18 protein-coding genes are annotated in these 23,724 nt (G+C 53.0%); 6 read left to right on the top strand and 12 right to left on the bottom strand.

The features are described 5' to 3' along the window. Positions 1–151: 151 nt before the first annotated feature. On the bottom strand, positions 152–3,130 hold the full coding sequence (pruA, locus tag L855_RS08045; RefSeq protein WP_159786523.1) for an L-glutamate gamma-semialdehyde dehydrogenase: 2,979 nt from the start codon (positions 3,128–3,130) through the stop codon (positions 152–154). 205 nt (positions 3,131–3,335) lie between these two features. Here pruA and L855_RS08040 point away from each other — a divergent pair, with 205 nt between their 5' ends. From L855_RS08040 to thiD, 4 genes are all read left to right on the top strand, one after another. Further along, the gene (locus L855_RS08040) at positions 3,336–4,010 is read left to right on the top strand and encodes a phosphorylase family protein (RefSeq protein WP_159786520.1); all 675 of its coding nucleotides are present in this window, start codon (positions 3,336–3,338) and stop codon (positions 4,008–4,010) included. A gap of 175 nt (positions 4,011–4,185) precedes the next feature. Continuing rightward, complete coding sequence (locus L855_RS08030) at positions 4,186–5,025, top strand: cell division protein FtsQ/DivIB (RefSeq protein ID WP_192925011.1); 840 nt, start codon at positions 4,186–4,188, stop codon at positions 5,023–5,025. Between the two features lie 414 nt (positions 5,026–5,439). After that, positions 5,440–6,708 carry a cell division protein FtsZ gene (gene ftsZ / locus L855_RS08025; protein ID WP_159786511.1) on the top strand — a complete coding sequence of 423 codons (1,269 nt, stop codon included), beginning with the start codon at positions 5,440–5,442 and terminating at the stop codon, positions 6,706–6,708. 3 nt (positions 6,709–6,711) lie between these two features. Continuing rightward, positions 6,712–7,557, top strand: a complete 846-nt coding sequence (gene thiD, locus L855_RS08020; RefSeq protein WP_159786508.1) for a bifunctional hydroxymethylpyrimidine kinase/phosphomethylpyrimidine kinase — start codon at positions 6,712–6,714, stop codon at positions 7,555–7,557. A 75-nt stretch (positions 7,558–7,632) separates the two neighbouring features. On the opposite strand, the gene pstB is transcribed toward thiD, so the two are convergent. From pstB to L855_RS07990, 6 genes are all read right to left on the bottom strand, one after another. Then, positions 7,633–8,466, bottom strand: coding sequence for a phosphate ABC transporter ATP-binding protein PstB (pstB, locus tag L855_RS08015; protein ID WP_425500562.1), 834 nt, complete (start codon positions 8,464–8,466; stop codon positions 7,633–7,635). A gap of 103 nt (positions 8,467–8,569) precedes the next feature. Beyond that, entirely contained in the window at positions 8,570–9,469 is a 900-nt protein-coding gene (gene pstA, locus L855_RS08010) for a phosphate ABC transporter permease PstA (RefSeq protein WP_159786505.1), read from the bottom strand. Between the two features lie 66 nt (positions 9,470–9,535). Next, the gene (pstC, locus tag L855_RS08005; RefSeq protein ID WP_159786502.1) at positions 9,536–10,513 is read right to left on the bottom strand and encodes a phosphate ABC transporter permease subunit PstC; all 978 of its coding nucleotides are present in this window, start codon (positions 10,511–10,513) and stop codon (positions 9,536–9,538) included. A gap of 85 nt (positions 10,514–10,598) precedes the next feature. Next, positions 10,599–11,678 (bottom strand): phosphate ABC transporter substrate-binding protein PstS, encoded by a 1,080-nt coding sequence (gene pstS, locus L855_RS08000; protein ID WP_159786499.1) that lies wholly within the window; start codon positions 11,676–11,678, stop codon positions 10,599–10,601. A 143-nt stretch (positions 11,679–11,821) separates the two neighbouring features. Beyond that, positions 11,822–12,682: a prolipoprotein diacylglyceryl transferase gene (lgt, locus tag L855_RS07995; protein WP_159786496.1), complete on the bottom strand. Its 861-nt coding sequence runs from the start codon at positions 12,680–12,682 to the stop codon at positions 11,822–11,824. 128 nt (positions 12,683–12,810) lie between these two features. Further along, positions 12,811–14,949, bottom strand: a complete 2,139-nt coding sequence (locus L855_RS07990; RefSeq protein ID WP_159786493.1) for a PAS domain-containing hybrid sensor histidine kinase/response regulator — start codon at positions 14,947–14,949, stop codon at positions 12,811–12,813. A gap of 468 nt (positions 14,950–15,417) precedes the next feature. Between L855_RS07990 and L855_RS07985 the strand changes: the two genes are divergently transcribed. Next, positions 15,418–16,347 carry a squalene/phytoene synthase family protein gene (locus L855_RS07985; protein WP_159786490.1) on the top strand — a complete coding sequence of 310 codons (930 nt, stop codon included), beginning with the start codon at positions 15,418–15,420 and terminating at the stop codon, positions 16,345–16,347. On the opposite strand, the gene L855_RS07980 is transcribed toward L855_RS07985, so the two are convergent. The 3 genes from L855_RS07980 to L855_RS07970 form a co-directional block, all read right to left on the bottom strand. Continuing rightward, entirely contained in the window at positions 16,344–17,231 is an 888-nt protein-coding gene (locus L855_RS07980; RefSeq protein ID WP_159786487.1) for a transglutaminase family protein, read from the bottom strand. The two genes, L855_RS07985 and L855_RS07980, sit on opposite strands and share 4 nt — an antisense overlap. A gap of 81 nt (positions 17,232–17,312) precedes the next feature. Continuing rightward, positions 17,313–18,317 carry an alpha-E domain-containing protein gene (locus tag L855_RS07975; RefSeq protein ID WP_159786484.1) on the bottom strand — a complete coding sequence of 335 codons (1,005 nt, stop codon included), beginning with the start codon at positions 18,315–18,317 and terminating at the stop codon, positions 17,313–17,315. A gap of 81 nt (positions 18,318–18,398) precedes the next feature. Beyond that, positions 18,399–19,841, bottom strand: coding sequence for a circularly permuted type 2 ATP-grasp protein (locus L855_RS07970; protein WP_159786480.1), 1,443 nt, complete (start codon positions 19,839–19,841; stop codon positions 18,399–18,401). A 148-nt stretch (positions 19,842–19,989) separates the two neighbouring features. Between L855_RS07970 and L855_RS07965 the strand changes: the two genes are divergently transcribed. Continuing rightward, positions 19,990–20,361, top strand: a complete 372-nt coding sequence (locus L855_RS07965) for a hypothetical protein (RefSeq protein ID WP_159786477.1) — start codon at positions 19,990–19,992, stop codon at positions 20,359–20,361. On the opposite strand, the gene L855_RS07960 is transcribed toward L855_RS07965, so the two are convergent. Further along, a complete protein-coding gene (locus tag L855_RS07960) occupies positions 20,336–21,004 on the bottom strand; it encodes a ribonuclease HII (protein ID WP_192925010.1) in 669 nt (222 codons plus the stop codon). The genes L855_RS07965 and L855_RS07960 overlap by 26 nt on opposite strands. Then, positions 21,001–23,109: a ribonuclease E gene (gene rne / locus L855_RS07955; protein WP_159786474.1), complete on the bottom strand. Its 2,109-nt coding sequence runs from the start codon at positions 23,107–23,109 to the stop codon at positions 21,001–21,003. Before rne ends, L855_RS07960 begins: the two co-directional genes overlap by 4 nt. Between the last annotated feature and the right edge of the window lie 615 nt (positions 23,110–23,724).

Raw genomic sequence — 23,724 nt, 5'->3', positions numbered from 1 at the left:
CTCCTCCCCCCCCTAAAGAAGCCCCAAAAAGACGCAGATTCAGCCTCACAGCCGCTCTGAGCTGTATGTTAACTTTTGTGAATTACTTTAATTTTTTGTAACAGAGAGAGGGTGTCGGGGCGCAGTTAATGATAATGCGCCCCAAATCAGACTACTCCGCCCCCTCGATAGGAGCAAAGCCATGCCGCTGGATATTCTCCGTAATCGTGCGAGGTTCTAGGAATTGCAGGAGATAATCGGGGCCACCGGCCTTCGACCCCACCCCAGACAACTTAAAGCCACCAAAGGGTTGACGAGAGACAATCGCCCCGGTAATCCCCCGATTCACATAGAGATTCCCCACCTCAAACTCCGCCATAGCCCGGTCAATATGAGACGGAGTCCGGGAATAAATCCCCCCAGTTAGGGCGTAATTCGTGTCATTGGCAACCCTCAACGCCTCATCAAAGTCCGCCACCTTCAACACCGCCAACACGGGGCCAAAAATCTCCTCCTGGGCAATCGTTGCCTCCGGGGCCACCTCCGTAATCACAATCGGCCCCACAAAATAACCCGGTTCCGGCGAGGCCAACTCCACCGCCACCGTTCCTTCCTGCTTCCCTTGGGCAATATACTCCCGAATCCGCTGCTGGGCCTTGGCATCAATTACCGGTCCCACCTGAGTTCCCGGCTTCGACGCATCCCCCACATTCAGCGATCGCACCGCCTCCGTCAGCCGTTCCACAAACGTCTCATACACCGACTCGAGAACAATCACCCGAGAACAGGCCGAACATTTTTGGCCACTATAGCCAAACGCCGACTGAACCACCCCAGCCACCGCCTGATCGAGATCGGCACTCTCATCAATGATGATGCCATTCTTGCCCCCCATCTCAGCAATCACCCGTTTGAGGTGTTTTTGCCCCGGTTGTAGCAGGGCCGCATCCCGGTAAATCTGACAGCCGACTTCCTGAGATCCCGTAAAGGTAATCATTTGGACATCAGGATGTTTCACCAAATGGGCCCCCACCGTCGATCCCTTGCCAGGGATAAACTGGAACACTCCCTTAGGAATCCCCGCCTCAATCAGAATCTGCGCCAACTGGGCCGCAATCACACTAGAGACTTCCGCCGGCTTCAAGAGAGTACAATTTCCCGCCACCAACGAGGCTACCGTCATCCCCGTCGGAATGGCCAGGGGGAAATTCCAGGGAGAAATAATCAAACTAATGCCCCGAGGCTGATAGTGATAGCGATTGGTTTCACCGGGGATATCGTAGGCCGTCTCCCCTTGCAGCCGTTCCATCTCCGAGGCGTAGTAGCGACAAAAATCGATCGCCTCCGAGACTTCCCCATCACATTCCCGTAGCGGTTTGCCCACCTCCAACACCATCCAGGCGTTCAGTTCATGACGACGCTGTTCCATCAACTCCGCCGCCTTGCGTAAAATCCCGGCCCGTTCCGCCACTGGGGTTTGTCGCCAAGCGGAAAACGCTGCTTTGGCTGTCGCCACCGCCTCATCGGCTTGTTCAATAGAAATTAAACCCACAGTTCCCACCACCTCGTCAGGATTCGAGGGATTCAGGGATTGCGCCGTCCCTTGGGTGGAGACAAACTCCCCATTAATCCAGGGTTGATAGGATTGCCCTAACTGTTGCCGTACGTTAGATACCGTCTGCCAGGCGCGATCGCGAATCTCCCCTTGAGCGTAGTCAGAATCCGGGGCATTGGCAAAGGGTAAACTCTGGGGGGCAAACTCCGGCTTCTGGGGATCGAGTTGCGGTGGGGCGATTAACTCCTCAATAGGGCGATTTTCCAGATTTTGCCGCAGGAAGGAACTATTGGCGGTGTTTTCCAACAGCCGCCGAATGAGATAGGACATCCCCGGTAATAATTCCCCGTAGGGACAATAAACCCGCACCCGGTGGCCGCGCTTGGCCAGGGCTTTGGCTAACTTATCGCCCATGCCATAGAGAACCTGCATCTCCAGTCGACGGGGGGGGATGTTGAGGGTTTCGGCGATCGCACAGGCCAGGGCCTGCGATCGCACGTTATGACTGCCAATGGCGGCATACAAATACTCGTGATGTTCCAACAACAGCCGTGTCAGCCGTTCAAAGTTGACATCCGTTGCCGCCTTGTCGTTGTACACCGGTTGCGGCCAGTCATGTTGTTGGGCCCGAATCGTCTCACGATCCCAATAGGCCCCTTTCACCAACCGCACCGTGACGGGGGTTCCTCGTTCCTTGGCCCAGTCAATCAGTCCCTGTAAATCCGCTTCCGACTCCCGCAGATAGGCCTGTAGCGTCACGCCGATATCACTGCGATCGCGAAACTCCGGTTCCAAGAGAATTTTCTTGAGAATCGAGAGAATCAGATCCTTATACTCATATTGCTCCATGTCAAAGTGAACCGCCGCCCCGGTGGCCTGACTATGGCGCAAAATCTCCCGCACGCGATCGCTCACCCGATTTTCACTTCCCTGGGCATCGAGGGCATCAAACTGAGAATAAAACGCCGTCAACTTCACCGACACCTGGGCCCGAGGCAACGCTTCCCCCTCCGCCTCATCAATTTGCGGAACCGCTCGCCAATCTTGCGCCGCCGTCGCCAATTCCGTCATTAACTCGCGATAACGGTCAAAATACTGTTGCGCTTCTTGTTCTGTGATGACGGCTTCCCCAAGTAAGTCAATGGTGAAGGCCAACTTATCCTTGCGGAGCCGTTTAACGGTTTCAATAACTTTGGGGAGCGTTTCCCCGGAAATATACTTGTACGCTAAGGTTTCTACCCCTGTAGCCACTGTGGTCGCTGCCATCTGCCCGGCCATGGAGTCCGTCCCACTAAAGCCAATCAGCTTTTTGAGGGCCTCGGGTAATTCCACTTCCTCCGTCGTTAGATATTCTTGCAAGTGACGAGCAATTTCTGCCTTACTCCGTAAAGCGGGCAAACAGTCAATGAAACGGAACAGTTGCACCCGTAAACCAGGATTACTCATGGCCCAATCGAGCAATTTATCATCCCAGCGCATTTGTTCGCGGACTTTGGCGAAAAATCCCCCAGCTTCGCGGGTAGCTGCCAAAAGTTCTCGGGCAATGTCCTGAGTTTTGGCGTCGTAGGGAGTTGAATTAGACCGTTGCGTGACCACGATATAAGAACCTTTAGCAATCAGAAGGGTTGAACAAGAAGATAGTCTTTAATTCTACAGGACTGTTCGACCATTCCTTTGAACTGGATTAACCCCAAAGGGTTGGAGTCAACTTGAACCTTTCAGGAAATTGCCCCGAGTTTTGAATCTTCCCTTAAAATGTCAGGAAATCTGGTTTTTTTCAGGGAATCATGAAGAAAAAACGATGACGTTATCCCTTGATCTAATTTTTGTCCCCCAAGGCCCCGAGTACCAGGCCGTCAAGAGGGCCGAGTTGCCCATCCCCATTGTGGCCATTCCCGCTGGCTTAACCGCCGTGGAGGCAACGTTAAGGAGATGGCGATCGCAACAGCCCTATCGTTGTGCCCAGCGAGTCTTAGTGATGGGTTTAGGCGGGAGTCTGATTCCCCAACTGCATCCGGGGGATGTGGTCTTGTGCGATCGCTGTCTGAGTCCCCAGGGAGAATCCCAAGCCGCCGATGGCCCTCTGCTTGAGCAACTGCACCATCTCTATCAAAGCCAAGGTCAGCCCCTGCCCCAATACAGCGCCTACAGCAGCGATCGCATTCTCCATCTGGCTCAACAGAAACAGGACCTGGCACAAACCAGCGGCGCCGCCGTCGTCGAAATGGAGGGCTGGGCCATTTGGCAAGCCTTCCCCCAAGCCGCCATGATCCGAGTCATCAGCGACGACTGCCGCCAAGATTTACCCGATATCTCCAAGGCGATCGCCCCAAATGGCAAATTAAAACCCCTCGCCCTAACCCACGCCTTCCTGAAGCAACCAGCCGCCGCTATAAACCTAATCCGAGGCTCCCTCCAAGGACTCAGCCAACTCACCCAAACCGCCCATCAACTCAGCCCCCACCTAACCCCCTAACCCCCTCTTTCTTGCCTTCTTCCCCCCTACTGCCTAGGGCGACCACAAGGGCGCGCCCCTACTGCCTAGGGCATCCACAAGGGCGCGCCCCTACGTTATTTCTGTTCCCTGTTCCCTGTTCCCTGTTCCCTGTTCCCTGTTCCCTGTTCCCTGTTCCCTGTTCCCTTCCCCCCCCATGACCCCCCTTCCCCCTCACATTCTCCAACAACGCCGCCGCCGTCTTCGCACCCGCCGACAACGCCGACGAGTAGGAATGCTCTGGAGACTGCTCATTGTCGGCAGTGCCGCCGCCAGTTCTCTTTGGTTGCTCTCTCACCCCAATTGGGTCATTCAGAGTCCCGAAGATGTCCATATCTCCGGCAATCAATGGCTGCCAGATGCCTTAGTCCGTGAACAATTACCCCTGTCCTATCCAGAAGCCTTGGTGCAACTGAATCCTCAAGCCATTTCCCATAGCTTAGAAAACAGCCTGCCCCTGGCCACAGCCCAGGTCAAACGCCAAGTATTGCCCCCACGACTGATTATCCAGGTTCAGGAACGCTCCCTAGTCGCCGTGGCCGTACTCCCGCCAAAAACCAATCCTCAGGGAGTCTCTCAAGAACAAGTAGGACTCCTTGACGCTGAGGGGCTTTGGGTTCCCCCCGAAGCTCATAATTTGTTGCAGCAATTGCCCGTGCTTCCTCCCCTGCGAGTTCGCGGAGCCAGACAGGTTTACGAACAGTCCTGGCCCGACGTCTATGCCACGTTGAAGGCGAGTCCGGTGAAGGTGACCGAAATTGACTGGCGCGATCCCAGCCGGGTGATGCTACAGACGCAGGAACTAGGGTCGGTTCCGGTTCACCTGGGAAGTTTGGGCGATCGCTTCTCTGAACAACTACAAGCGCTCGATCGCCTGCGGAATCTCCCCCAAGAGATTGAGATGAACGAGCTGGAGTATATCGACCTACAAAATCCCGAGTCTCCCCATTTGCAGAAACGCGCCCCCGGCCCGAGTCAATCAGCATCGAGTAATTGAATAGTGAGTAATTGGATGGCCTTGCCAGTTGTTGGTATGATGGGTTATTCTCCGGTCGAGTCGGCGTTGTTTATCTCCTTCATGGGGCGACGCCGTCAATCGTAGGGTTTCGATCCTGAAGTCTTGAAGCGGTCACGTCGTTGCCTAGAGATTTCTAAGTCCAAACTAGGGAGGCAGCCGCCGAAAAATGTTAAACTTCAGACGGATTCTCTCTAGCCCTGGATAACCCATCCTGACGATGTCGGTGTGTCTACTGCTGATCGTGTATCCTTGTGGTTCCCCTACTCTAGGGAAGCTAACCCCAAGCTCTAACGTGCCCGAGCCGCGATCGCCAAACCTATCTTTGCACCGTACTGTTGACGTTTCAGTTGCCGAACCTCGAAACTTCTTGTTAACCGATTTCGCTCGATTCCAATGACCTCAAACAGTCAACTCGCGTCGCATCCAACCCCCCCTTCTGAGGGGCAATCGAATTTTCCAGTCGCCGCAGATAACCCTAACCCCTTCGGCAACGCGGGCTTGTATGGAGAGCGTTCTGAAGACCGACGAGTCCCCCAGGAAACCCCCACTCCCGCCTCAATTCAGCCAAGCAGTGAGGCAAAAATCAAGGTCATCGGCGTTGGCGGTGGCGGCGGCAATGCTGTCAACCGGATGATTGCCTCGGAACTGTCGGGGATCGAGTTTTGGACCGTGAATACTGACGCTCAGTCGTTGGTTCATGCCACCTCCGCCAAACGGATGCAGATTGGGCAAAAAATTACCCGAGGCCTTGGTGCAGGCGGTAATCCTGCCATTGGCCAGAAAGCGGCTGAGGAATGCCGCGATGAACTCATGGCCGCCCTTGAAGGGGCCGATTTGGTCTTTATTACAGCGGGAATGGGAGGCGGAACAGGCACTGGAGCCGCACCGATTGTGGCTGAGTTGGCGAAAGAGGCCGGCGCGTTGACGGTGGGGATTGTCACCCGTCCCTTCTTGTTTGAAGGCCGTCGCCGTTCTGAACAGGCCAAACAAGGGATTGAAGCTCTACAAAGCCGGGTCGATACCCTGATCGTAATCCCCAATGACAAGTTGTTGGCGGTGATTCCAGAACAAACCCCAGTACAAGAAGCCTTCCGCTATGCCGATGAAATTCTGCGTCAGGGGGTTCAGGGGATTTCAGATATTATTACCATCCCCGGCTTGGTGAATGTGGACTTTGCCGATATTCGTGCGGTGATGGCCGACGCGGGGTCAGCCATGATGGGGATTGGCCAAGGGTCCGGTAAGTCTCGCGCCCGAGAAGCCGCTGCGGCGGCCATTTCCTCCCCCTTACTCGAAGCCTCCATTGAGGGGGCCCAAGGGGTGGTCTTTAATATCACTGGGGGGATGGATTTAACCCTGCATGAAGTCACCGCAGCGGCAGAAACCATCTATGAGGTGGTCGACCCCAATGCCAACATTATCTTTGGGGCCGTTTTGGATGAACGGATGCAGGGAGAAGTGAAAATGACCGTCATCGCCACCGGATTCTCTGGACAAAGTCAGGGCTATGATGCCAATCGTGTTGCCCAAACCCCGGAACCCACGCGATCGAGTGATTATATTCCCCCCGCTCCCCGAGACCCGGTGGGATCACCGCCTCCTCGTTTTGGGGTGGGCCTCGATATTCCTGAATTCCTGCAACGACGGCGGGGACGGGAATAGGGCATGGCACAGCCTCCGAGAGTAGCCCAACCCTCGGCTAAGATTCCGGTGGCCCTAACCATCGCTGGTTCTGATAGCGGGGGTGGGGCCGGGATTCAGGCAGATTTGCGAACCTTTGCCTTTCACTGTGTCCATGGAACCAGTGCCCTGACCTGTATTACCGCTCAAAATACCCTCAGCGTGACGCGGGTGGATGCCTTACCACCCGAAAGTGTCCTCGCACAGATTGATGCGGTTGTCAGTGATATTGGCGCAGATGCCATCAAAACCGGGATGCTGCTCAATGCTGAGATTATGGCGGTGGTGGCCGAGCGGTTGGAGACGATTAACTGCGATCGCCTGGTGGTGGACCCGGTGATGGTGTCTCGCACGGGTGTCTGTCTGATTGACGACGCGGCGATCGCCACCCTGCGCGATCGCCTGATTCCTCAAGCTGCCATCCTCACCCCCAATCGCTACGAAGCCCAAATCTTGGCCCAAAACGAGATTCATACCCTCGACGACATGAAAGCCGCCGCCGAAGTCATCTTCAAACTGGGTAGTCAGGCAGTCTTAATCAAAGGAGGCGGAATGCGGGGAAAACTCTGTGGCGTTGATGTCTGGTTCGACGGCGATACCCTCGAAGTGCTCAGTACTGAAACCGTCGGAACCCATCACACCCACGGAACCGGCTGCACCATCTCCGCTGCCATGACTGCCAATCTTGCCCTAGAACTCAGTCCCCTCGACGCCACCAAACAGGCTAAACTCTATCTCACCCAAGCCTTACACCACGCCTTGGCCATTGGGGAAGGACAGGGCCCCGTTGGTCACTACTTCCCTCTCCTGAGTTCCCAAAACCAGAAATAAGGGGCCAACAGGCCTAGGGGCGAAACATTGTTCGCCCCGACCAGAATGAAGTTGACAGGATGATTCGCCGAGGGATTAACCGAAGCGACCACTCACATAGTCCTGGGTCTCCTGACGAGCTGGATTGTGGAAGATTTTAGTGGTTTCATCATATTCCACCAAATACCCGACCTTCGTACCCTTCTGAGTGGCTTCGGCATTGTAGAACGCCGTCAAATCTGACACCCGTGAGGCCTGGTGCATATTGTGGGTGACGATGACAATCGTGTATTGCTGCTTTAGTTCATGGATGAGTTCCTCAACCCGCATCGTCGAGATGGGGTCTAAGGCTGAGCAGGGTTCATCCATGAGAATCACATCCGGCGAGAGGGCGATCGCCCGGGCAATACAGAGCCGTTGCTGTTGTCCCCCAGACAGGGCCAAACCACTCTCTTTGAGTTTATCCTTCACCTCATCCCAAATCGCCGCTTTCCGTAAGGAGCGTTCGACGAGTTCATCGAGATCCCCCTTATAGCCATTAATGCGGGCCCCAAAAGCAATGTTCTCAAAAATCGATTTGGGGAATGGGTTGGGTTTCTGGAAGACCATCCCGATGCGCCGCCGCACCGATACTGGGTCAACGGATTTGCTATATAAATCCACATCATAGAAGGTAATCTTCCCTTCTACCCGCGCCCCTGCAATCAAATCATTCATGCGGTTGAAGCAGCGCAGCACTGTACTTTTCCCGCAGCCAGAGGGGCCAATAAAGGCAACAACACGGTTTTTGGGGATTTTTAGGCTAACCTCCCGAACCGCTAAGTTATCGCCATAAAAAACATGAAGATTTTCAGTTTTTAGGGCAGCTTCAGGAGACATCATCGCTGAATCCTGAAACGATTGAGACTGGTAAGAAGAATCAGAAACCATGGGTAAAAACCTCAAAAAAACAACAATCTATTGTGCAATGTTAGATAAAAAGGACATCAGCGAATCGCTTAACGGCCCAGTCAACATCGGGTATGCCAATCCCCTAAATGCGCCTGGAGCGGATAAACATCCGACCGAGCAAACTACTAATCAAGACAATCACAATCAAGACTAAGGCAGCGGCCCAAGCCAATTCTTGCTGTGCCTTGTAGGGAATAATGGAAAAGAAATAAATCAACACTGGTAGCGTAGCAATTGGGCCTCTTGGGTCAGTGGACCAGAAACTATTGTTAAAGGCAGTAAATAACAGAGGTGCCGCTTCCCCCGCCGCCCGTGCTAATGCCAATACTAACCCAGTGACAATCGCCGGTAATGCCGCCGGGAGGGTAATTTTCATAATCGTTTGGAAGCGCGTGGCTCCAATCCCAATCGCCGCCTGTCGCATTTCAAGGGGAACGAGTAACAGGGATTCCTCCGTAGAGCGAATCACAATCGGCAACATCAATACCCCTAGGGCAATTCCCCCTGAAAACGCCGAAAAGTAGCCCAGGGGAATCACCACCACGCTGTAGGCAAATAGTCCACAGAGGATAGCCGGAACCCCTGTAAGTACGTTGGCAGAAAACTTGACGAGGTAAGCAATCCGGGTTCCCCGACCAAATTCTGCCAAATAGATGGCCGCTAACACCCCAAAGGGGAAACTCACGGCCGCCCCAATGGCCAAGGTCATCACACTCCCGATAATTGCATGACCAATTCCCCCTTCCGTTAAGCCTGGGGGTGGGGGCAGTTCTGTAAACAGTTCTGGGGTCATGCGAGACAGACCCTTATCAAAGATATTAATCAGTAACAGTGACAGTGGCACAATCAGCAAAGCCACACAAATCCCGCTGATCACGGTTAAGACCTTACCGAAGATAGCGCGGTTACCACTGATGGCCTTCGAGGTTAAATCTGGGACCTCAAAGGATGGATCATTGGTTGTGTCTGGAATACTGCCCATAAGATGTTTGAATGATGTTTCTAGGTAGTCGATTTCAGCAATGAATAGGCCAATTGGGTGAGCCGTCTAACGCTCAATGTTTTGATAGCGGCGGATGATGAGTTCGGCAAAGATGTTGACCAACAGGGATAAAATCATCAAGACGACCCCGGCATACATGAGAGCAGCTACTTGAGTGCGTCCCGCTTCTCCAAACTGGGAGGCAATTAACCCGGTGATGGTTGACCCCGGTTGCAGAATTGAGGCGTTAATTCGGTTGGCATTGCCGACGAGCATGGCGGCGACCATGGTTTCTCCCATCGCTCGACCCATCGCTAACATGATGGAACTGATAATTCCCGACAGTCCAGCCGGAATCATCACCCGGACAATGGTTTCCCAGCGGGTTGCCCCAAGGGCTAAGGAACCTTGACGCAGTTCGCTGGGAAGGACTTCAAAGGTACTTCGGGTTAGGGATGCAATCACGGGAGTAATCATCAGGGCCAAGACTAGCCCGACGAGGAAGAGGTTGTTGCCTCGGGGGGCACCACCGCCAAAAAAGGGCAGCCAGCCTAGAGAACTGTTTAGGAAACGGAAGAAGGGACGTAATGTAGGAATCAGCACAAAAATCCCCCAAATTCCCAGAACAACACTGGGAATGGCCACAATCAACTCAATGGCAAAGGCGATGGGGGTGCGGATGAATTTGGGGACAAAATCTTCCGTGAGGAATACGGCGGTGCCAATTCCGACGGGAATCGCCACAATTAAGGCAATTGCGGTGGTGACTAGGGTTCCATAAATTTGCGGTAGAACGCCGTAGATGTTGTTGACGGGGTCCCAACTGGCGGTGATGAGGAAACGCAGCCCGAATAGCTGCATGGCTGGCCAGCCGGCGATCGCCGTTTGCAAAATAATCCAAATCAGGACGGCACCACCGCCAAGGGCTAGGCTTAGGGTAAGTCCCCAGAAGCCTAAATCGAGAATCCTGGCTGTAGAGGCACGCTTATAAATATCAAGGGATTTGCCAGAACTGGCGAAATCACGGTCGGTTCCTGAAGTCATAGTGGTGTTAACGGGACGGGCAAACAGGTTAATCAGAACGCTGCCCCCTAAGCCACGTCGGTTAGGGGGGGAGTAACGGTAGCGGTTATCCGGCAGTCACCGCATCGAGTTCTTCTCGGATGCGATCGGTCAGGCTATCGGGCATGGGAACATAGAAAAGTTCTTCGGTAATGGCTTGTCCTTCGGGGCCAATGGTCCATTCAAAGACCTCTTTCAAGGTTTCCCATTTTTCGGCATCGTCATACTCACGATAAACCAAGACCCAAACCAGTCCGGAGATAGGGTAAGCGTCAGGATGTTGAGGGTCGGGAACGAGAAGCGCAAAGTCCTCGGGAACCTCTTCCCCTTCAAAGGCCAACGAGGCATTGGCGGGGAGGGGATCGGGGAAGTTCCCGGCGGCATTTTCAATCCGGGCGACAGGAATTTCGTTGAGCTGGGCAAAGGCATAGGAGACATAGCCAAATGCGCCTTCATTTTGAACAATGCTGGCGGCGACTCCCTCATTGCCTTGCCCCCCAATCCCTACGGGCCAATCTACGGATGTTCCAGCACCGGCGGGCCAATCTGGGCAAATGGTGTCCATATGGTTGGTGAAGACAAAGGTGGTTCCTGAACCGTCGGAACGGTGAACCCAAGTCACGGGCAGATCCGGAAAATCAACACCTGGGTTGTCCTCGGCAATGGCGGGATCATTCCAGTTGGTGATAGTGCCGCCAACCATGCCGCAATAGGTTTCCCGAGAGAACCGCAATTCTTCATCGACGCCAGGGAGGTTGTAGGCAAAGACAACATATCCCCCAACCAAGGGCAATTGTAGCGGCTCGTAAGGATAAGCAGCTTGGAACGATGCCAGGCGATCGCCCTGGATGGGGGCCTCACTGGCACCGAAATCTACGGTTCCATTGATGTACTGTTCCAATCCTGCACCACTACCAACGGATTGGTAGCTGACTTGGACATTGGAGTCTACTTGCCGATTGTAGGTGTCAAACCAACGTTGAAATAAAGGGGCCGGGAAGGTTGCTCCAGCACCACTGATGGAAACCCGTCCACCGCGTCCTCCAGCCGCCTGTTGAGGATCGGGGGGTTCCCCAGGACCACAAGCTGTCAGTCCAGCGGTCAGCGCAGCAATTGCGCCGAGGAAAATACGTCCCTTGAAAACCATAACGTAATCGACTCTCTCTTTTGATTTAACCAATGGTTGGCGATCGCACAGTCGTCGCCAGAATAGATTCTATAGATACTAGGTGAAGATAAGGTTAAGGTCATGCTTAAATTAGCAAATGATTTGCCAGGATTCCTCTAGACCTAAGAGGCTCTCGATTCATTCTCAGCAATGACATCGGGTAGGGAGCGTCCTAAAACATAAAGCCAGAGTAAACCAACGACTCCCAGGAGAATGCCGCCAAAACTCACCAATTGAGCCACACGCACCGGTCCAAGCATCAGACTATCAATGCGCAGTCCTTCAATGGCTAAACGACCGAGACTATAGGCGATCGCATAACTGAGAAACAAGGTTCCAGGCTTCAAGAGAAGTTTACCCCGTTGTCCTTGGAAAAATAGCCAGAGCAAGAGAGCAAAAATCAGGAGGTTCCACAAGGATTCATAAAGAAATGTGGGATGAAAGTAGGCCTCTTGCATATATTGAGCTGGACGCATTGCCTGCGGGATGTAAAGCTTCCAGGGCAGATCTGTGGGACGGCCAAATGCCTCTGAGTTAAAAAAGTTGCCCCAACGTCCAATGGCCTGGCCGAGAATAATCGACGGGGTAATGATATCAAAGAGTTGCCAAAAGGAGATACGCTGTCGGCGGGCAAACAGCACGCCAGCAAGAACTCCTCCGATAATCGCGCCGTGAATGGCAATCCCTCCTCGCCAAATGGCAAACACTTGAGCCGGGCGATCGGCGTAGGCCTGCCATTGAAATAAAACATAGTACAGACGGGCCATGGGGATGGCTCCGAGCAATCCCCAAATGGCAAAGTCTCCAATTAAGTCCGGGTTAAGTCCCCGTTTGGGAGCCAGAAATTGAGCCAAAGTCACCCCCAGCAGCACGGCACTGGCGATGAGAAACCCATACCAACGGATGCTGAGTGGGCCTAACTCGAACAAAACCGGGCCTGGCGAGGCAAACTGAAACGCCAGAAGACCGTTTAAACACGTCATGAAATTGCCTAGATTCAAAAACTGAGGGGTGGTGACTGGGTGAAGATGACACAGTTCCCAACCCGCCGCTCTATAATAAATCAGATTGGACTCTGGCGATCGCCCGAAGGATGGATCAACAGATGGATCTAGGGTGAGTCAACGGTTTCCGAGGAGTCCGAGGTTCCGCTGAGGTATTTTTGCAGTAATTCGGCCAGGCGATCGCAACTGACAGGTTTGGTGAGATAGTCGTCACAGCCGGCGTCTAAACAGCGTTGGCGATCGCCCGGCATCGCTAGGGCGGTAATGGCAATGATCGGAATTCTCGGTTCAGCGAAGATCCGACGTACGTCTTGGGTGAGTTGTAACCCGTCTAATTCGGGTAAATGAATATCCACGAGCATGACATCAGGACGATGCTCTTGTAACCAAGCCAGAGCTTCATAAGCATCGTTGACATGAGTTACGCGGTAGCCCCAAAACTCCAAAATATCCGTTAATAATAGGGCATTGGGTTGATGATCTTCTACCAGTAGCACAGACCATGACCTCCCCTGAGGCGAGTTGTCCAGAGCTTGACTGGGCGGGTGGCTCTCCGTCGGGGGGCTAGGACGCCGAGCTTGCTGAGGTAACATAATCGTAAACTGGCTTCCCTGTCCTGGAGTCGAATAACAGGTCACAGTTCCCCCATGCAGTTCGGCCAACTTACGAGTGAGGGCTAACCCTAATCCTGTTCCTTCATGATGACGGGCCAGGGAACTATCCAACTGTTGAAAGGGCTGGAATAACAAAGCTTGCTGCGGTTCGGGGATGCCAATCCCCTGATCACAAACTCGTAAGTAAACATAGGTGGTATCCTGTTCAACCTTGAGCTGAACCTCTGTCCCCGACTCAGAAAACTTAATGGCATTTGACAATAAGTTCAACAGCATCTGCCGCAGCCGCAACTCATCGGCCATCACCCGTATCTCGGGACTCTCCACCTTGAGGGTGAGGGAAATCTGTTTCAGGCGAGCCTGCTCACTCATGAGGGCGATCGCCTCACCACAGACCTGCGTCGCCGTCAGAGAATGAAGCATTAGCTCAATCTTCCCAGCCTCAACCTTAGACAGATCTAAGACATCACTAATCAACCTCAATAAATGCTCCCCACTCTCATGGATTCGCCCTAAATAGAGATTTTGCTTTGCATTGAGAGTTCCAAATATTTCTTGAAGTAAAAGATTAGAAAACCCTAAAATCGAAGTCAACGGAGTTCGCAGCTCATGGGACATATTAGCTAAAAATACCGATTTTAAACGGCTCGCTCGTTCTAGCTCTAAGTTCGTAGCAGCTAACTTCGCCTGATTGTTTTTTTGCTCCGTAATGTCTCGGCAGGTAATTAAGATTCGATCCACGTTGACTGGGGTCAAACTTGTTTCATCAGCCGTCGTGACTCTCTCCTCCCGCAGCATCACACCCACAGAAATCAGCGCCGGAAAACACTCACCAGTGGCCCGTCGACAGGTTACCTCACCACTCCACCCCAGTTGCTCATTGGCGAAAACTTGTTCGAGCAACCACTCCATGGAGATAACAGCATCCTCGGGATAAAACAAAGCATTTCGCTGACCCATCAACTGCCCTCGCTCATAGCCAAACATCCGAGCCGTGGCCGTATTGACATAAACAATTGTCCCGTCTGGGGTGACAATCGTGGTACTGTCATAGGCAGAATCCACCGCCTTCATAAACATTTGTAACTGGCGTTGAACCTGTTTGCGCTCGGTGATGTCACGAGCAATGCCTAACCCCCCGACTAACACCCCCTGGCGATACAACAGGCGACCATTAACCTCTAAATCTAAATAAGTCCCACGGCTGGTTTGAACCTGAAACTCAAAATCTTTCAGCTCCCCACAGGTTAACAGTCGCTCAAATGCTTGAGCCGTTACATCTCGATATAAAGGAGCAACAAACTCTAAATAGGTTTTGCCACGCCAGCCTTGGGGTGGACAGCCGAGTAACCGTTCCCCATAGGGGTTGATAAAGGTCAACTGTCCTTGTAAATCGACGGCATAGACCATGTCATTTGCCGCCTCAACATAGGTACGGAACAGTTGACTATCGAGACAAAAGCGGTCATCCTCTCGGATTAACTGGGGGTCACGTGAATTTGAGAAAACCGAGCCAGTTAACTCCTGGGTTATTGACCCCATTTGGGCCTCCGAACGCCTCCACTCCTGTAATTCTTGTTCGAGTTCTGCGAGGCGACGGCGTAGTTGATCATTTTCACGTTCGAGAGACATAACGTTCCTGAGCGCTTACAGGGGTAACAGCTTGGTGAGGGGGACCTGTGAGATTATCATCTTGAGCATCCTAATTTACCCGGTCTAAGGTCAACCCCTAGACCACTAGCAGCTCTAGGAACTACGGTTCAGGTCAGTGAGTACAGTGGCAATCCAGAGCACCTATAGAGATATTCTGAGACTGTAGAGGCTGACCAACTAGGAGTGAAGTACATCTTCCCAAGATGCCCTAAGTTTGCTTGAATGACGGGGAGTGTTCCCATGTCCAAGATCACTGTACTCAATCTATGACAATTTCCCGCAAGAAATGAGCTGTGAGGCAGTAATTTAATTCCAGGGCTTTGAGGATGATAAACGGCCGAACCTAGATCTATCGTCTCATGTTCTGCCAGTTCAGGTTCTGCCATGGAAATTTCGAGATTTTGGTCTCGACTCTCCGGCTCCATATCTTAACAGAGGTTAACTCCGGTGTATCTTGACTCTAAAATTCAGGTGTGGCAACGCCCATTGCCCGCCAGCATCGCACCGTTCGTGGGGTCATCTGAGTTCCAAGCTCTCCCGAGTGATGCTCTTAAGGATGATGATAATGCCGCTTGGATTTTAACCCTAGATCATCCCTGGCGACACCATTGGCTGGAACGAGTCCGTTGGATTCGTTGGGTCGATCGCCTGGCGGAAAATGATCTCCTCGGCGGTCCCGGTTGCCGCTTTGCCGCATTCTGCCATAGTTGGCAACGGTTGCGTGATCAGCAGGTCATTGACCCTCAAGACTGCTGGGGAACCTGGTTAAGTGCCATCCAACAGCGTTGGTTTGAGGGGGAAGTCGATTCGGTGCGGATTCGGGCTTGGGACGGCTATATTCAGGCTAGCGCTCGCTACCACTGTCATGATCTTTGCCTCGCTGACCTCCCGGAATTAGAGGCTCTGTATAATGGCTTTGCCGGGAATTTCTTTCAAATTTTTCCCCTGTTAGATTCCCACCAGTTTGAGGCGGTGCGGCATTTTGGGATTTTGGATCAGTTTTATAACCAGTTACGGGACTTAGCGGAGGATGCTCAGCAGGGGTTCTGTTATTTCCCTCAGACGGTGTTGGAGGAGTTTGGTTTGGAGCGATCGCAATTTCTAGAAGGAACGGCGGTGAACCAGCCCCAATATCGTGATCTGATGGACTTTTGGCTCGATGACTATCTGCCGACTCTGATCAAGAACGCTGAACCTTTTTTACAGGCAGAAGACCTCCACCCCTCCTGGCAACTGCTGCGTTACTGGTCATTACACCGCTACAGTCGCATCGAACAAGTCTTGTACGAGAGTCACCTGGACTACCGCCAATTCCCCCGTCGCTATTGGTCCGCCGTCCGTCATGATTTGCGGAACTGGCGTTGGTTCCCCTGTTAACGGCAGCCCTCGATGTGGATTCGCGTCTCTAAGCTGGTTTCTAGGGGTTTGCCACTCTCCCAAAGGGGTTGAATGGGGGTGACGCTCCCCTGGACGGGGGCAGCAGAGCGAGGGTAGGGACTGGCGGCGATACTAATATGGCCATCGGCGACGGCCAGACCATGGGTGGGATCATAGCCACGCCAACCGGCACCGGGTAAATAGACTTCAACCCAAGCATGGAGGTCATACTCCTGCTGATCTGGGTCCCCCTCTTGATAGCCACTCACAAAGCGAGCAGCCAAGCCCACGGCGCGACAGACGGCGGCAAATAAGACCGTGACATCACGACAGGAGCCTCGTTTTGTCCGCCAGGTAATGCCGGGGGTCTGGGGGTCTCCTTCGAGACGGGTGACGTAATTACATTGGCTATAAATCCGTTGATTGAGATCGTTGAGGAAGCGAAGGGTTTGATAGTCGGTTAAATGTAACAGTTCTTCAGCTAACTCAACGGCCACCGGATCTCCTCCCTGAGGCAGAATTACGGGAGGATTCAGATAGGGGAGAAGCTGCGATCGCAGAGAACTCGGATAATCAATCGGCAGTCGCTCCCCGCCATCATCGAGCAGATACTCAAAGGGATTCGTTTGTAGGGTTTCAACCTGGGCCTGAGAGCGGATTTGCAGTTGTTGGGTTGGTTGTTCAAACCAGAGTTTGATGACCGTATTCCCATCGAGATCCACCCCCTGCGATCGCCCCAGGGGATTCGGCGTAACGTCCAATTGATAGCTCAGCAGCCGTTGGTAACCCTGACTATGAGGATATAGGCGACAAACATGGGATTTCAGAAATACAGGCTGGTTATAGCAATACGTGGTGAGGTGATCAATGTTAAATTGGCTCATGTAGAGATAATATAAAGGGCAATCCGCTACAACACAGAAGCATCATGGCAGATTGTTCGCTCAGGTTTTCTCGTCGCCAACCTACCACGTTAAGGTTTGAACTTGTCGGTTCATGGGAAGCTCAGACACTAAGGGCGACAAGCTGAAGAAGGTCGCGGAAATTTGGTCATCGACTGCATTTAACTCTTTTTGAAACCCGTCCAAAAACTCATGCAGTCCATTGTCAATGATATCTTGAATGGTGATATAACCCAACTTAGCACAGAGTTGCCCTAGAGAGCGTTCCGCACCATTGCACCAGGTTCCCACCGGCGTTCCCGTAATTTGATGTAAACACCGCTCTGCTTCTTGCACACAAAAACTAATGGAGCGGGGAAACTCACGATTGAGAATCATAAACTCAGCCACACTCGCCGGAATAATCCGATGTTGATATTTCCGGTACATTTCATACGCACTGGCGGATTTTAATAGGGCAATCCATTGAATTTGGTCTAATGGTGTCCCCACCAACTGAGCGGAGGGCAAAAGAATATAGTATTTAACATCCAAAATGCGGGCTTTTTTATCGGCGCGCTCAATCAAACGTCCCAACTGACCAAAATGCCAGCCCTCATTATGGCTCATGGTGGCATCCATCACCCCAGCAAAGCGATGACTGGCAAACTTGACATGAAAAAACAACTGTTGAAAGAGGTTACTGACATTGTGATGGCCATTATTGACGGCCGCCTCTTGCACCATGTGATAGAAGGTATTGACCTCTTCCCACATTTCCGAAGAAATAATTTCCCGAATCGAGCGAGCATTTTCCCGAGCGAATCGCAAGCAGGACAAAATCGAGTTGGGATACTCCAAATCAAAGGTGAGAAACTGAATCACATTTTCAGCCGTAGCTTCCCCATAGCGATCTTCAAAAAATTTGATATCTCCCGTGGTCACCACCAAGGGTTTCCACTGCTGACTCACCCCTGAAGGCAAATCCAACATCAAATTTAAGTTGACATCAATAAAACGAGCCACATTTTCAGCCCGTTCAATATAGCGATTCAGCCAATAAATTGAATTTGCAACACGACTCAGCATTTCTTAAACCTCATCCAACTACCAATATAAGCCTTTCAAAAACCTTTACCCCTATACAATATCTAGAGCAACGGTTTCGCCTTAGTCCGTCAAGACCCAAGTATCTTTGGCCCCTCCCCCCTGAGAGGAGTTGACCACCAAAGAGCCTTCTTTCAGGGCCACGCGGGTGAGTCCGCCAGGATGAACATAGACCTCATCACCGCGATGTAGGATATAGGGTCGTAAGTCCACATGGCGGCCAGCAATCTCATTCCCTTCACCCACTAGGGTCGGAACCTGGGATAAACAGAGAATGGGTTGGGCAATATAGTTACGGGGCCGGGCTTGGATTTTTTCGGCAAACTCGGCTCGTTCGGCGGCCGTGGATTGGCTACCCACGAGCATTCCATAGCCCCCTGCTTCGTTAGCGGACTTCACGACTAACGTCTCTAAGTTTTGTAAGACATGGTCTCGGTCTTTGTCTCGCCAACAGAGATAGGTAGGAACGTTGGGTAAGATGGGGTCTTCGCCGAGATAGTAGCGAATCATCTCGGGGACGAAGGCATAGACCACCTTATCATCGGCGACGCCAGTTCCTGGGGCGTTGGCTAGGGCCACACGTCCAGCCCGATACACGTCCATGAGTCCGGGAACCCCTAGGAGAGAGTCAGGATTGAAGGCGGTGGGGTCGAGGAAAATGTCATCGAGACGGCGGTAGACCACATCGACACGGCGGGGACCTTTGGTGGTCCGCATTTGTAGGTAGCCATCGAGAACGACTAAATCTCGTCCTTCGATGAGTTCGACGCCCATTTGTTGGGCCAGGAAGGAATGTTCGTAGTAGGCGGAGTTATAGATTCCGGGGGTGAGTACCGCCACGGTGGGGTTGGGGAGTTGGTCGGGGGCCAGGGAAAGCAGGGTTTCTAGGAGATGACTGGGATAGTCGTCAATGGCTTGCACCGCCATGGTTTGGAAGACACTGGGAAAGGTGCTTTTGAGAACGCGACGGTTTTCGAGGACGTAGGAGATGCCCGAGGGAACCCGTAGGTTATCTTCGAGGACATACCATTGGCCATCGCGATCGCGCACCAGGTCGGTGCCGGTAATATGACACCAGACGCCTCCTGGAGGCTTGAGTCCCATGCAGGGTTTGAGGAATCCGGGGGCCGATTCGATGATATGGCGCGGAACCACACCGTCATTGAGAATCCGTTGCTCGTTGTAAATGTCATCGAGAAAGAGATTCAGGGCAGTAATCCGCTGTCGCAGACCCGGTTCTAGGGCTTTCCAGTCTTGGGCGGAGATGATACGGGGGATAATGTCGAAGGGGAAGACTTTCTCGATGCCTTCGTTGTCGCTGTAGACGTTGAAGGTGACTCCGAGTTTGAACAGGGCAATCTGGGCCGCTTCTTGGGATCGCCGCAAATCTCCTGGCTGTAGCGTATTGATCCAGTCAATGAGCGGTTTGGCGGAGGCTCTAGGTTCTCCTTTGCTAGCAAACAGTTCGTCGTAATATCCTGTGGGGTCGTAGGTCTCTAGCTTCACAGACGCCTCTCCTGCACCTTAATGCTCTTATGTTCCTAGCATTGGCGGAACTGTTCCTCTCGACTGTAGCCGTTGCTACAGTCTCTCGAAAAGACTGGGAAAAATCTCGGCTATAGTGGGATTATCATTTACCTCTTGAGGTGAAACCATGAGGCTGGATACTCTTGCTCTGGCTGGGATGCTGGGATTGGCGGTTCCTGGAATTGTCGAGGTGGTCGCCCAACGTCCGGCGATCGCCCAAGCACGACCCCTGGGAAGTTTTCGAGATAGTCAATGGGATGTCTCCCTATTTATGGATCGCGGTCAGTATTACTATCGGGGTCAGGCCCGAGGTAGTCGCGACTACCTCCAACTGCGGGATGTGGAGTTTGCTGGGACTAATGATCGCCGTGTCTATCGCTGGTACAACGCCAATTACACCTATCAAGTGGTCTGGCGGCCGACAGACCCAAATTTTATTCGCCTCCAGGTGTTTGAGAATAATGTAGAACTCCTCAATCGCCTTTTGGAACGGTATTAGTCAAAAGTTCAAGTTGCCGTTTAGAGGCCTCTAGGACGGTGCGACAGGGGGCAAACGAGCGGCGATGGTGAGGGGACAGGCCAAATTCCTCTAAGGCTTGACGGTGTTTGGCGGTTCCGTAGCCTTTGTTGGCTGCTAAATCATAGTGGGGATAGGTTGAGGCCAAGTCTAAAATCGCCGCGTCGCGCCAGACTTTGGCCACAATACTCGCAGCGGCGATCGCCATCTCACGGCGATCGCCCCCCACTAAAGTCTCTTGGGGCAGCGTTAACTCAGGAATGGGGCGGTTCCCATCAATTAAACAGCCGTCAGGAACCGTCGTTAGGGCCAAAATCGCCCGTTTCATAGCCAACAAACTGGCATTGAGGATATTCAACTGGTCAATCTCAGCCACCGTTGCTTGAGCCACCTGAACATCCAGGGCGATCGCCCGAATCTCTTGGCTTAGAGCCTGCCGCTGTTTCGGCCGCAGTTGCTTACTGTCCTTGACTCCCATCTCTTGCAGGGTTTGGCCTTGATCAGGGGTCAACAACACCGCGGCCGCCACCACGGGGCCAAATAGGGCCCCGCGTCCCACTTCATCCACCCCAGCCACCCGCTCCCAGGAGGAGCGAGGGCGGGGGGTTAGGTCAAATAAGGTCACGAGTCAGAACTGGCCGAGGAGCGGCGGCGACGGCGGCGAGTGGTGCGACCCTTACGCCCGGAGGGACTGGCCTCGGGAGAGTCTTCGCGGTCCGTCTTAGATGCCTCAGCAGTCTCACTAGACTCGGTCACCGTTGCCGTCGCTGTTCCCCGAGTTGATGGCTGTTCTGAGACCATCTCAGCCGTCTCCGTAGGCGACGAGGACTTTACCGGCGTGCCTTTATCTAACGACCGTACCTCCAGATTGCCCTGGTCTTCGCCGGGACTGACTACATGGATGGTAGCTGACTTGGGATTTTTGGGAAACTTGCCCAACTTGACGCAGGGAGAAATCCCCATCATGGCATAGACTTCCTGTTCCTCGGGAGTCATCTCCACGGTAATCACTTCAGGGGTGTCCTCAGTTTTGCTCTCCCGAGAACTGCTGCGACTGCGAGATTTTTCCTCCTCAGCCTCCACCTCAGGCTCTGGGGTGCTGTCGTTGGCTGGCTCCACCGTGGGGCGATCGCGCCGAGACTCCTCCGCCGAGTCATTACGGCTGGCGTTGGACTTGGCCGTTTCCTCCGCATGAGCTTTGATATCAGGACTGGTAAAGCGGCGGCGGCGGCGGCGGCGAGTGGTTCCATCCCCCATTTCTTGGTAACTCGGGTGATGAATCAGATCGATTTCTGGCGTATCTCCCTCATTCTCCGAGAGAGTATCCGAGGCAGAGTCCACCGTACTGGGACTGCGATCGCGCAATCTCGGGGCACTATCCCGTAAGCGAGGGGAAGGAGTATCCCCATTGCGAGGCGATGAGGTGCTTTGAGATGCCTGTCCTTTGCTCGTCTCAACGCTACCACTGCGGCTCACCTCAACGGTGCGCACCGTTTCTTCACCGGGAAGCTTAGCCAAATGTCCCAACCCCGTACAACTCGGGCAGGGTTCACTAAACAACTCATAAATATTTTGCCCTTGGCGCTTGCGGGTTAACTCCACTAAGCCCAACTCCGACAATTGAGCAATCTGAGGCCGGGCCTTATCAGCGGCTAACTCCGTATTGAACTGCTCCAACACCTTTAACTTATCGTGGCGGGAGTCCATGTCAATGAAATCAATCACGATCACCCCGGCAATGTTCCGCAGGCGCAGTTGTCGGGCAATCTCAACGGCAGCCTCACAGTTGGTCCATAACACCGTTTCCCGAGAGGTGGCCGACCGAGTAAAGGAGCCGGAGTTTACATCCACCACCGTTAAGGCTTCCGTGGGTTCAATGATGATATAGCCCCCTGAGGGCAAATCCACCCGAGGTTTCAAGGCTTCACGAATCGCAGCGTTGACCCGGAAATACTCTAAAATCGGCTGGGATTCCGTGTGATGGTCAATGGACACCGAGAGATTTTTACCATCATTCCAATTGGCGATGTTTTGCTTAACCCGTTTTAGCCCACTCGGAGAGTCCACCACAATCCGGTTCACATCGGTGTTGTACATATCCCGCAACACCCGTTGAATAAAATCATCATCCCGGTTGAGCAGCGTCGGTTCCCGAGTCGTGTTGTACTCTTCGAGAATCACCTCCCATTGTTTTTGCAGAACTTCCAAGTCCTCAATAATGGCATCTTCCCCGACTCCCTCGGCTTCTGTGCGCACCAGTAACCCCATCCCGGCGGGTTTAACCAAAATTGCCAAGGCCCGCAACGTATTGCGTTGAGACTCACTGACGATGCGTCGAGACAGATGGACGCCTTTACCAAAGGGCATTAGGACCAAATAGCGACCGGGAAGGGTAATATTCCCCGTCAAACGGGGCCCTTTATTCCCCGTGGGTTCTTTCATCACCTGCACGAGAACCTTCTGTTTGGGGGTCAGCAGTTCGGTGATGGCACTGGAGGAGCGTTTGAGTCGCAGGGGTCCTAAGTCGGTGACGTGCATAAAGCCGTTCCGCTCAGGATCTCCAATGTTGACGAAGGCGGCGTCAATGCCAGGAATCACGTTCTCGACGGTTCCCACATAGACATCGCTGACCTGATGGGTTCCAGTGGCAACCACCAGCTCCTGGATTTGATCTTCAGAAAAGACAGCAGCAATTCGATGCTGCTCGGCGATAATAATTTGCTTGGGCATTCAATTTCCTCAAATTTTTTTAGAGTTCTGGAGGTTAAAGGGGTGGGGCGATCCTCCGCTAGATTCACATGAATGAAGCCCTGAGGCGGGGAATATCAAGTTATTCCCGAACCACAATGGCATCGGTCATGCGATGACGGTCAAGTTGTGCCACATCATTAGCATTGCTGGCCATTCCGCAGGTTCGATCTGCTTCCGTACAGGATAGGAAAAACTCGAGCCTACCGGCTCAGCGTCTAACTTGGACGTTTGGGAAAAGACTAGAGTGGGGAACATCTGTACCGGCAAACCACCTGAGTATCACCAACGACGTTGGGGCAATGGTCTTTAGCCTGAGCGCGTAACGATCGCAGTGAGGGACAGCCGCATCCTCTGACATCGACCTCTGACGGCGTTTCGACCGCTTGCCGTTAACGCTGACCGCAGACCGCACCGACGGGAGCTAGCCAGGCTAACCATCCCAGTCAGAACCGCCCATCTTGTTTACACCTACGGGTTGTTATCGTTCGCACATGTTTAACTCGCATCCCCCAACGGTCTAAATTGGGGGTATTGGGTCTGACAAACCCGATGCGATTGTTTGAGTACGAATTTGTACTTTACCCCCCACTATAT

The sequence above is a fragment of the Sodalinema gerasimenkoae IPPAS B-353 genome (assembly GCF_009846485.1).
Taxonomy (GTDB): Bacteria; Cyanobacteriota; Cyanobacteriia; order Cyanobacteriales; family Geitlerinemataceae; genus Sodalinema; species Sodalinema gerasimenkoae.
Note: the sequence above shows the minus strand (reverse complement) of the source record. Positions and strands in the feature narration are given on the sequence as shown.

Excerpts from the sequence above, each read along its gene's own strand:
- lgt (WP_159786496.1), bottom strand. The coding sequence starts at position 12,682 with ATGACGTGTTTAAACGGTCTTCTGGCGTTTCAGTTTGCCTCGCCAGGC.
- pstA (WP_159786505.1), bottom strand. The coding sequence starts at position 9,469 with ATGGGCAGTATTCCAGACACAACCAATGATCCATCCTTTGAGGTCCCA.
- L855_RS08040 (WP_159786520.1), top strand. The coding sequence starts at position 3,336 with ATGACGTTATCCCTTGATCTAATTTTTGTCCCCCAAGGCCCCGAGTAC.
- L855_RS08030 (WP_192925011.1), top strand. The coding sequence starts at position 4,186 with ATGACCCCCCTTCCCCCTCACATTCTCCAACAACGCCGCCGCCGTCTT.
- pstB (WP_425500562.1), bottom strand. The coding sequence starts at position 8,466 with ATGGTTTCTGATTCTTCTTACCAGTCTCAATCGTTTCAGGATTCAGCG.
- L855_RS07975 (WP_159786484.1), bottom strand. The coding sequence starts at position 18,317 with ATGCTGAGTCGTGTTGCAAATTCAATTTATTGGCTGAATCGCTATATT.
- L855_RS07980 (WP_159786487.1), bottom strand. The coding sequence starts at position 17,231 with ATGAGCCAATTTAACATTGATCACCTCACCACGTATTGCTATAACCAG.
- pstS (WP_159786499.1), bottom strand. The coding sequence starts at position 11,678 with ATGGTTTTCAAGGGACGTATTTTCCTCGGCGCAATTGCTGCGCTGACC.
- rne (WP_159786474.1), bottom strand. The coding sequence starts at position 23,109 with ATGCCCAAGCAAATTATTATCGCCGAGCAGCATCGAATTGCTGCTGTC.
- L855_RS07990 (WP_159786493.1), bottom strand. The coding sequence starts at position 14,949 with ATGTCTCTCGAACGTGAAAATGATCAACTACGCCGTCGCCTCGCAGAA.
- pstC (WP_159786502.1), bottom strand. The coding sequence starts at position 10,513 with ATGACTTCAGGAACCGACCGTGATTTCGCCAGTTCTGGCAAATCCCTT.
- thiD (WP_159786508.1), top strand. The coding sequence starts at position 6,712 with ATGGCACAGCCTCCGAGAGTAGCCCAACCCTCGGCTAAGATTCCGGTG.
- ftsZ (WP_159786511.1), top strand. The coding sequence starts at position 5,440 with ATGACCTCAAACAGTCAACTCGCGTCGCATCCAACCCCCCCTTCTGAG.
- L855_RS07965 (WP_159786477.1), top strand. The coding sequence starts at position 19,990 with ATGAGGCTGGATACTCTTGCTCTGGCTGGGATGCTGGGATTGGCGGTT.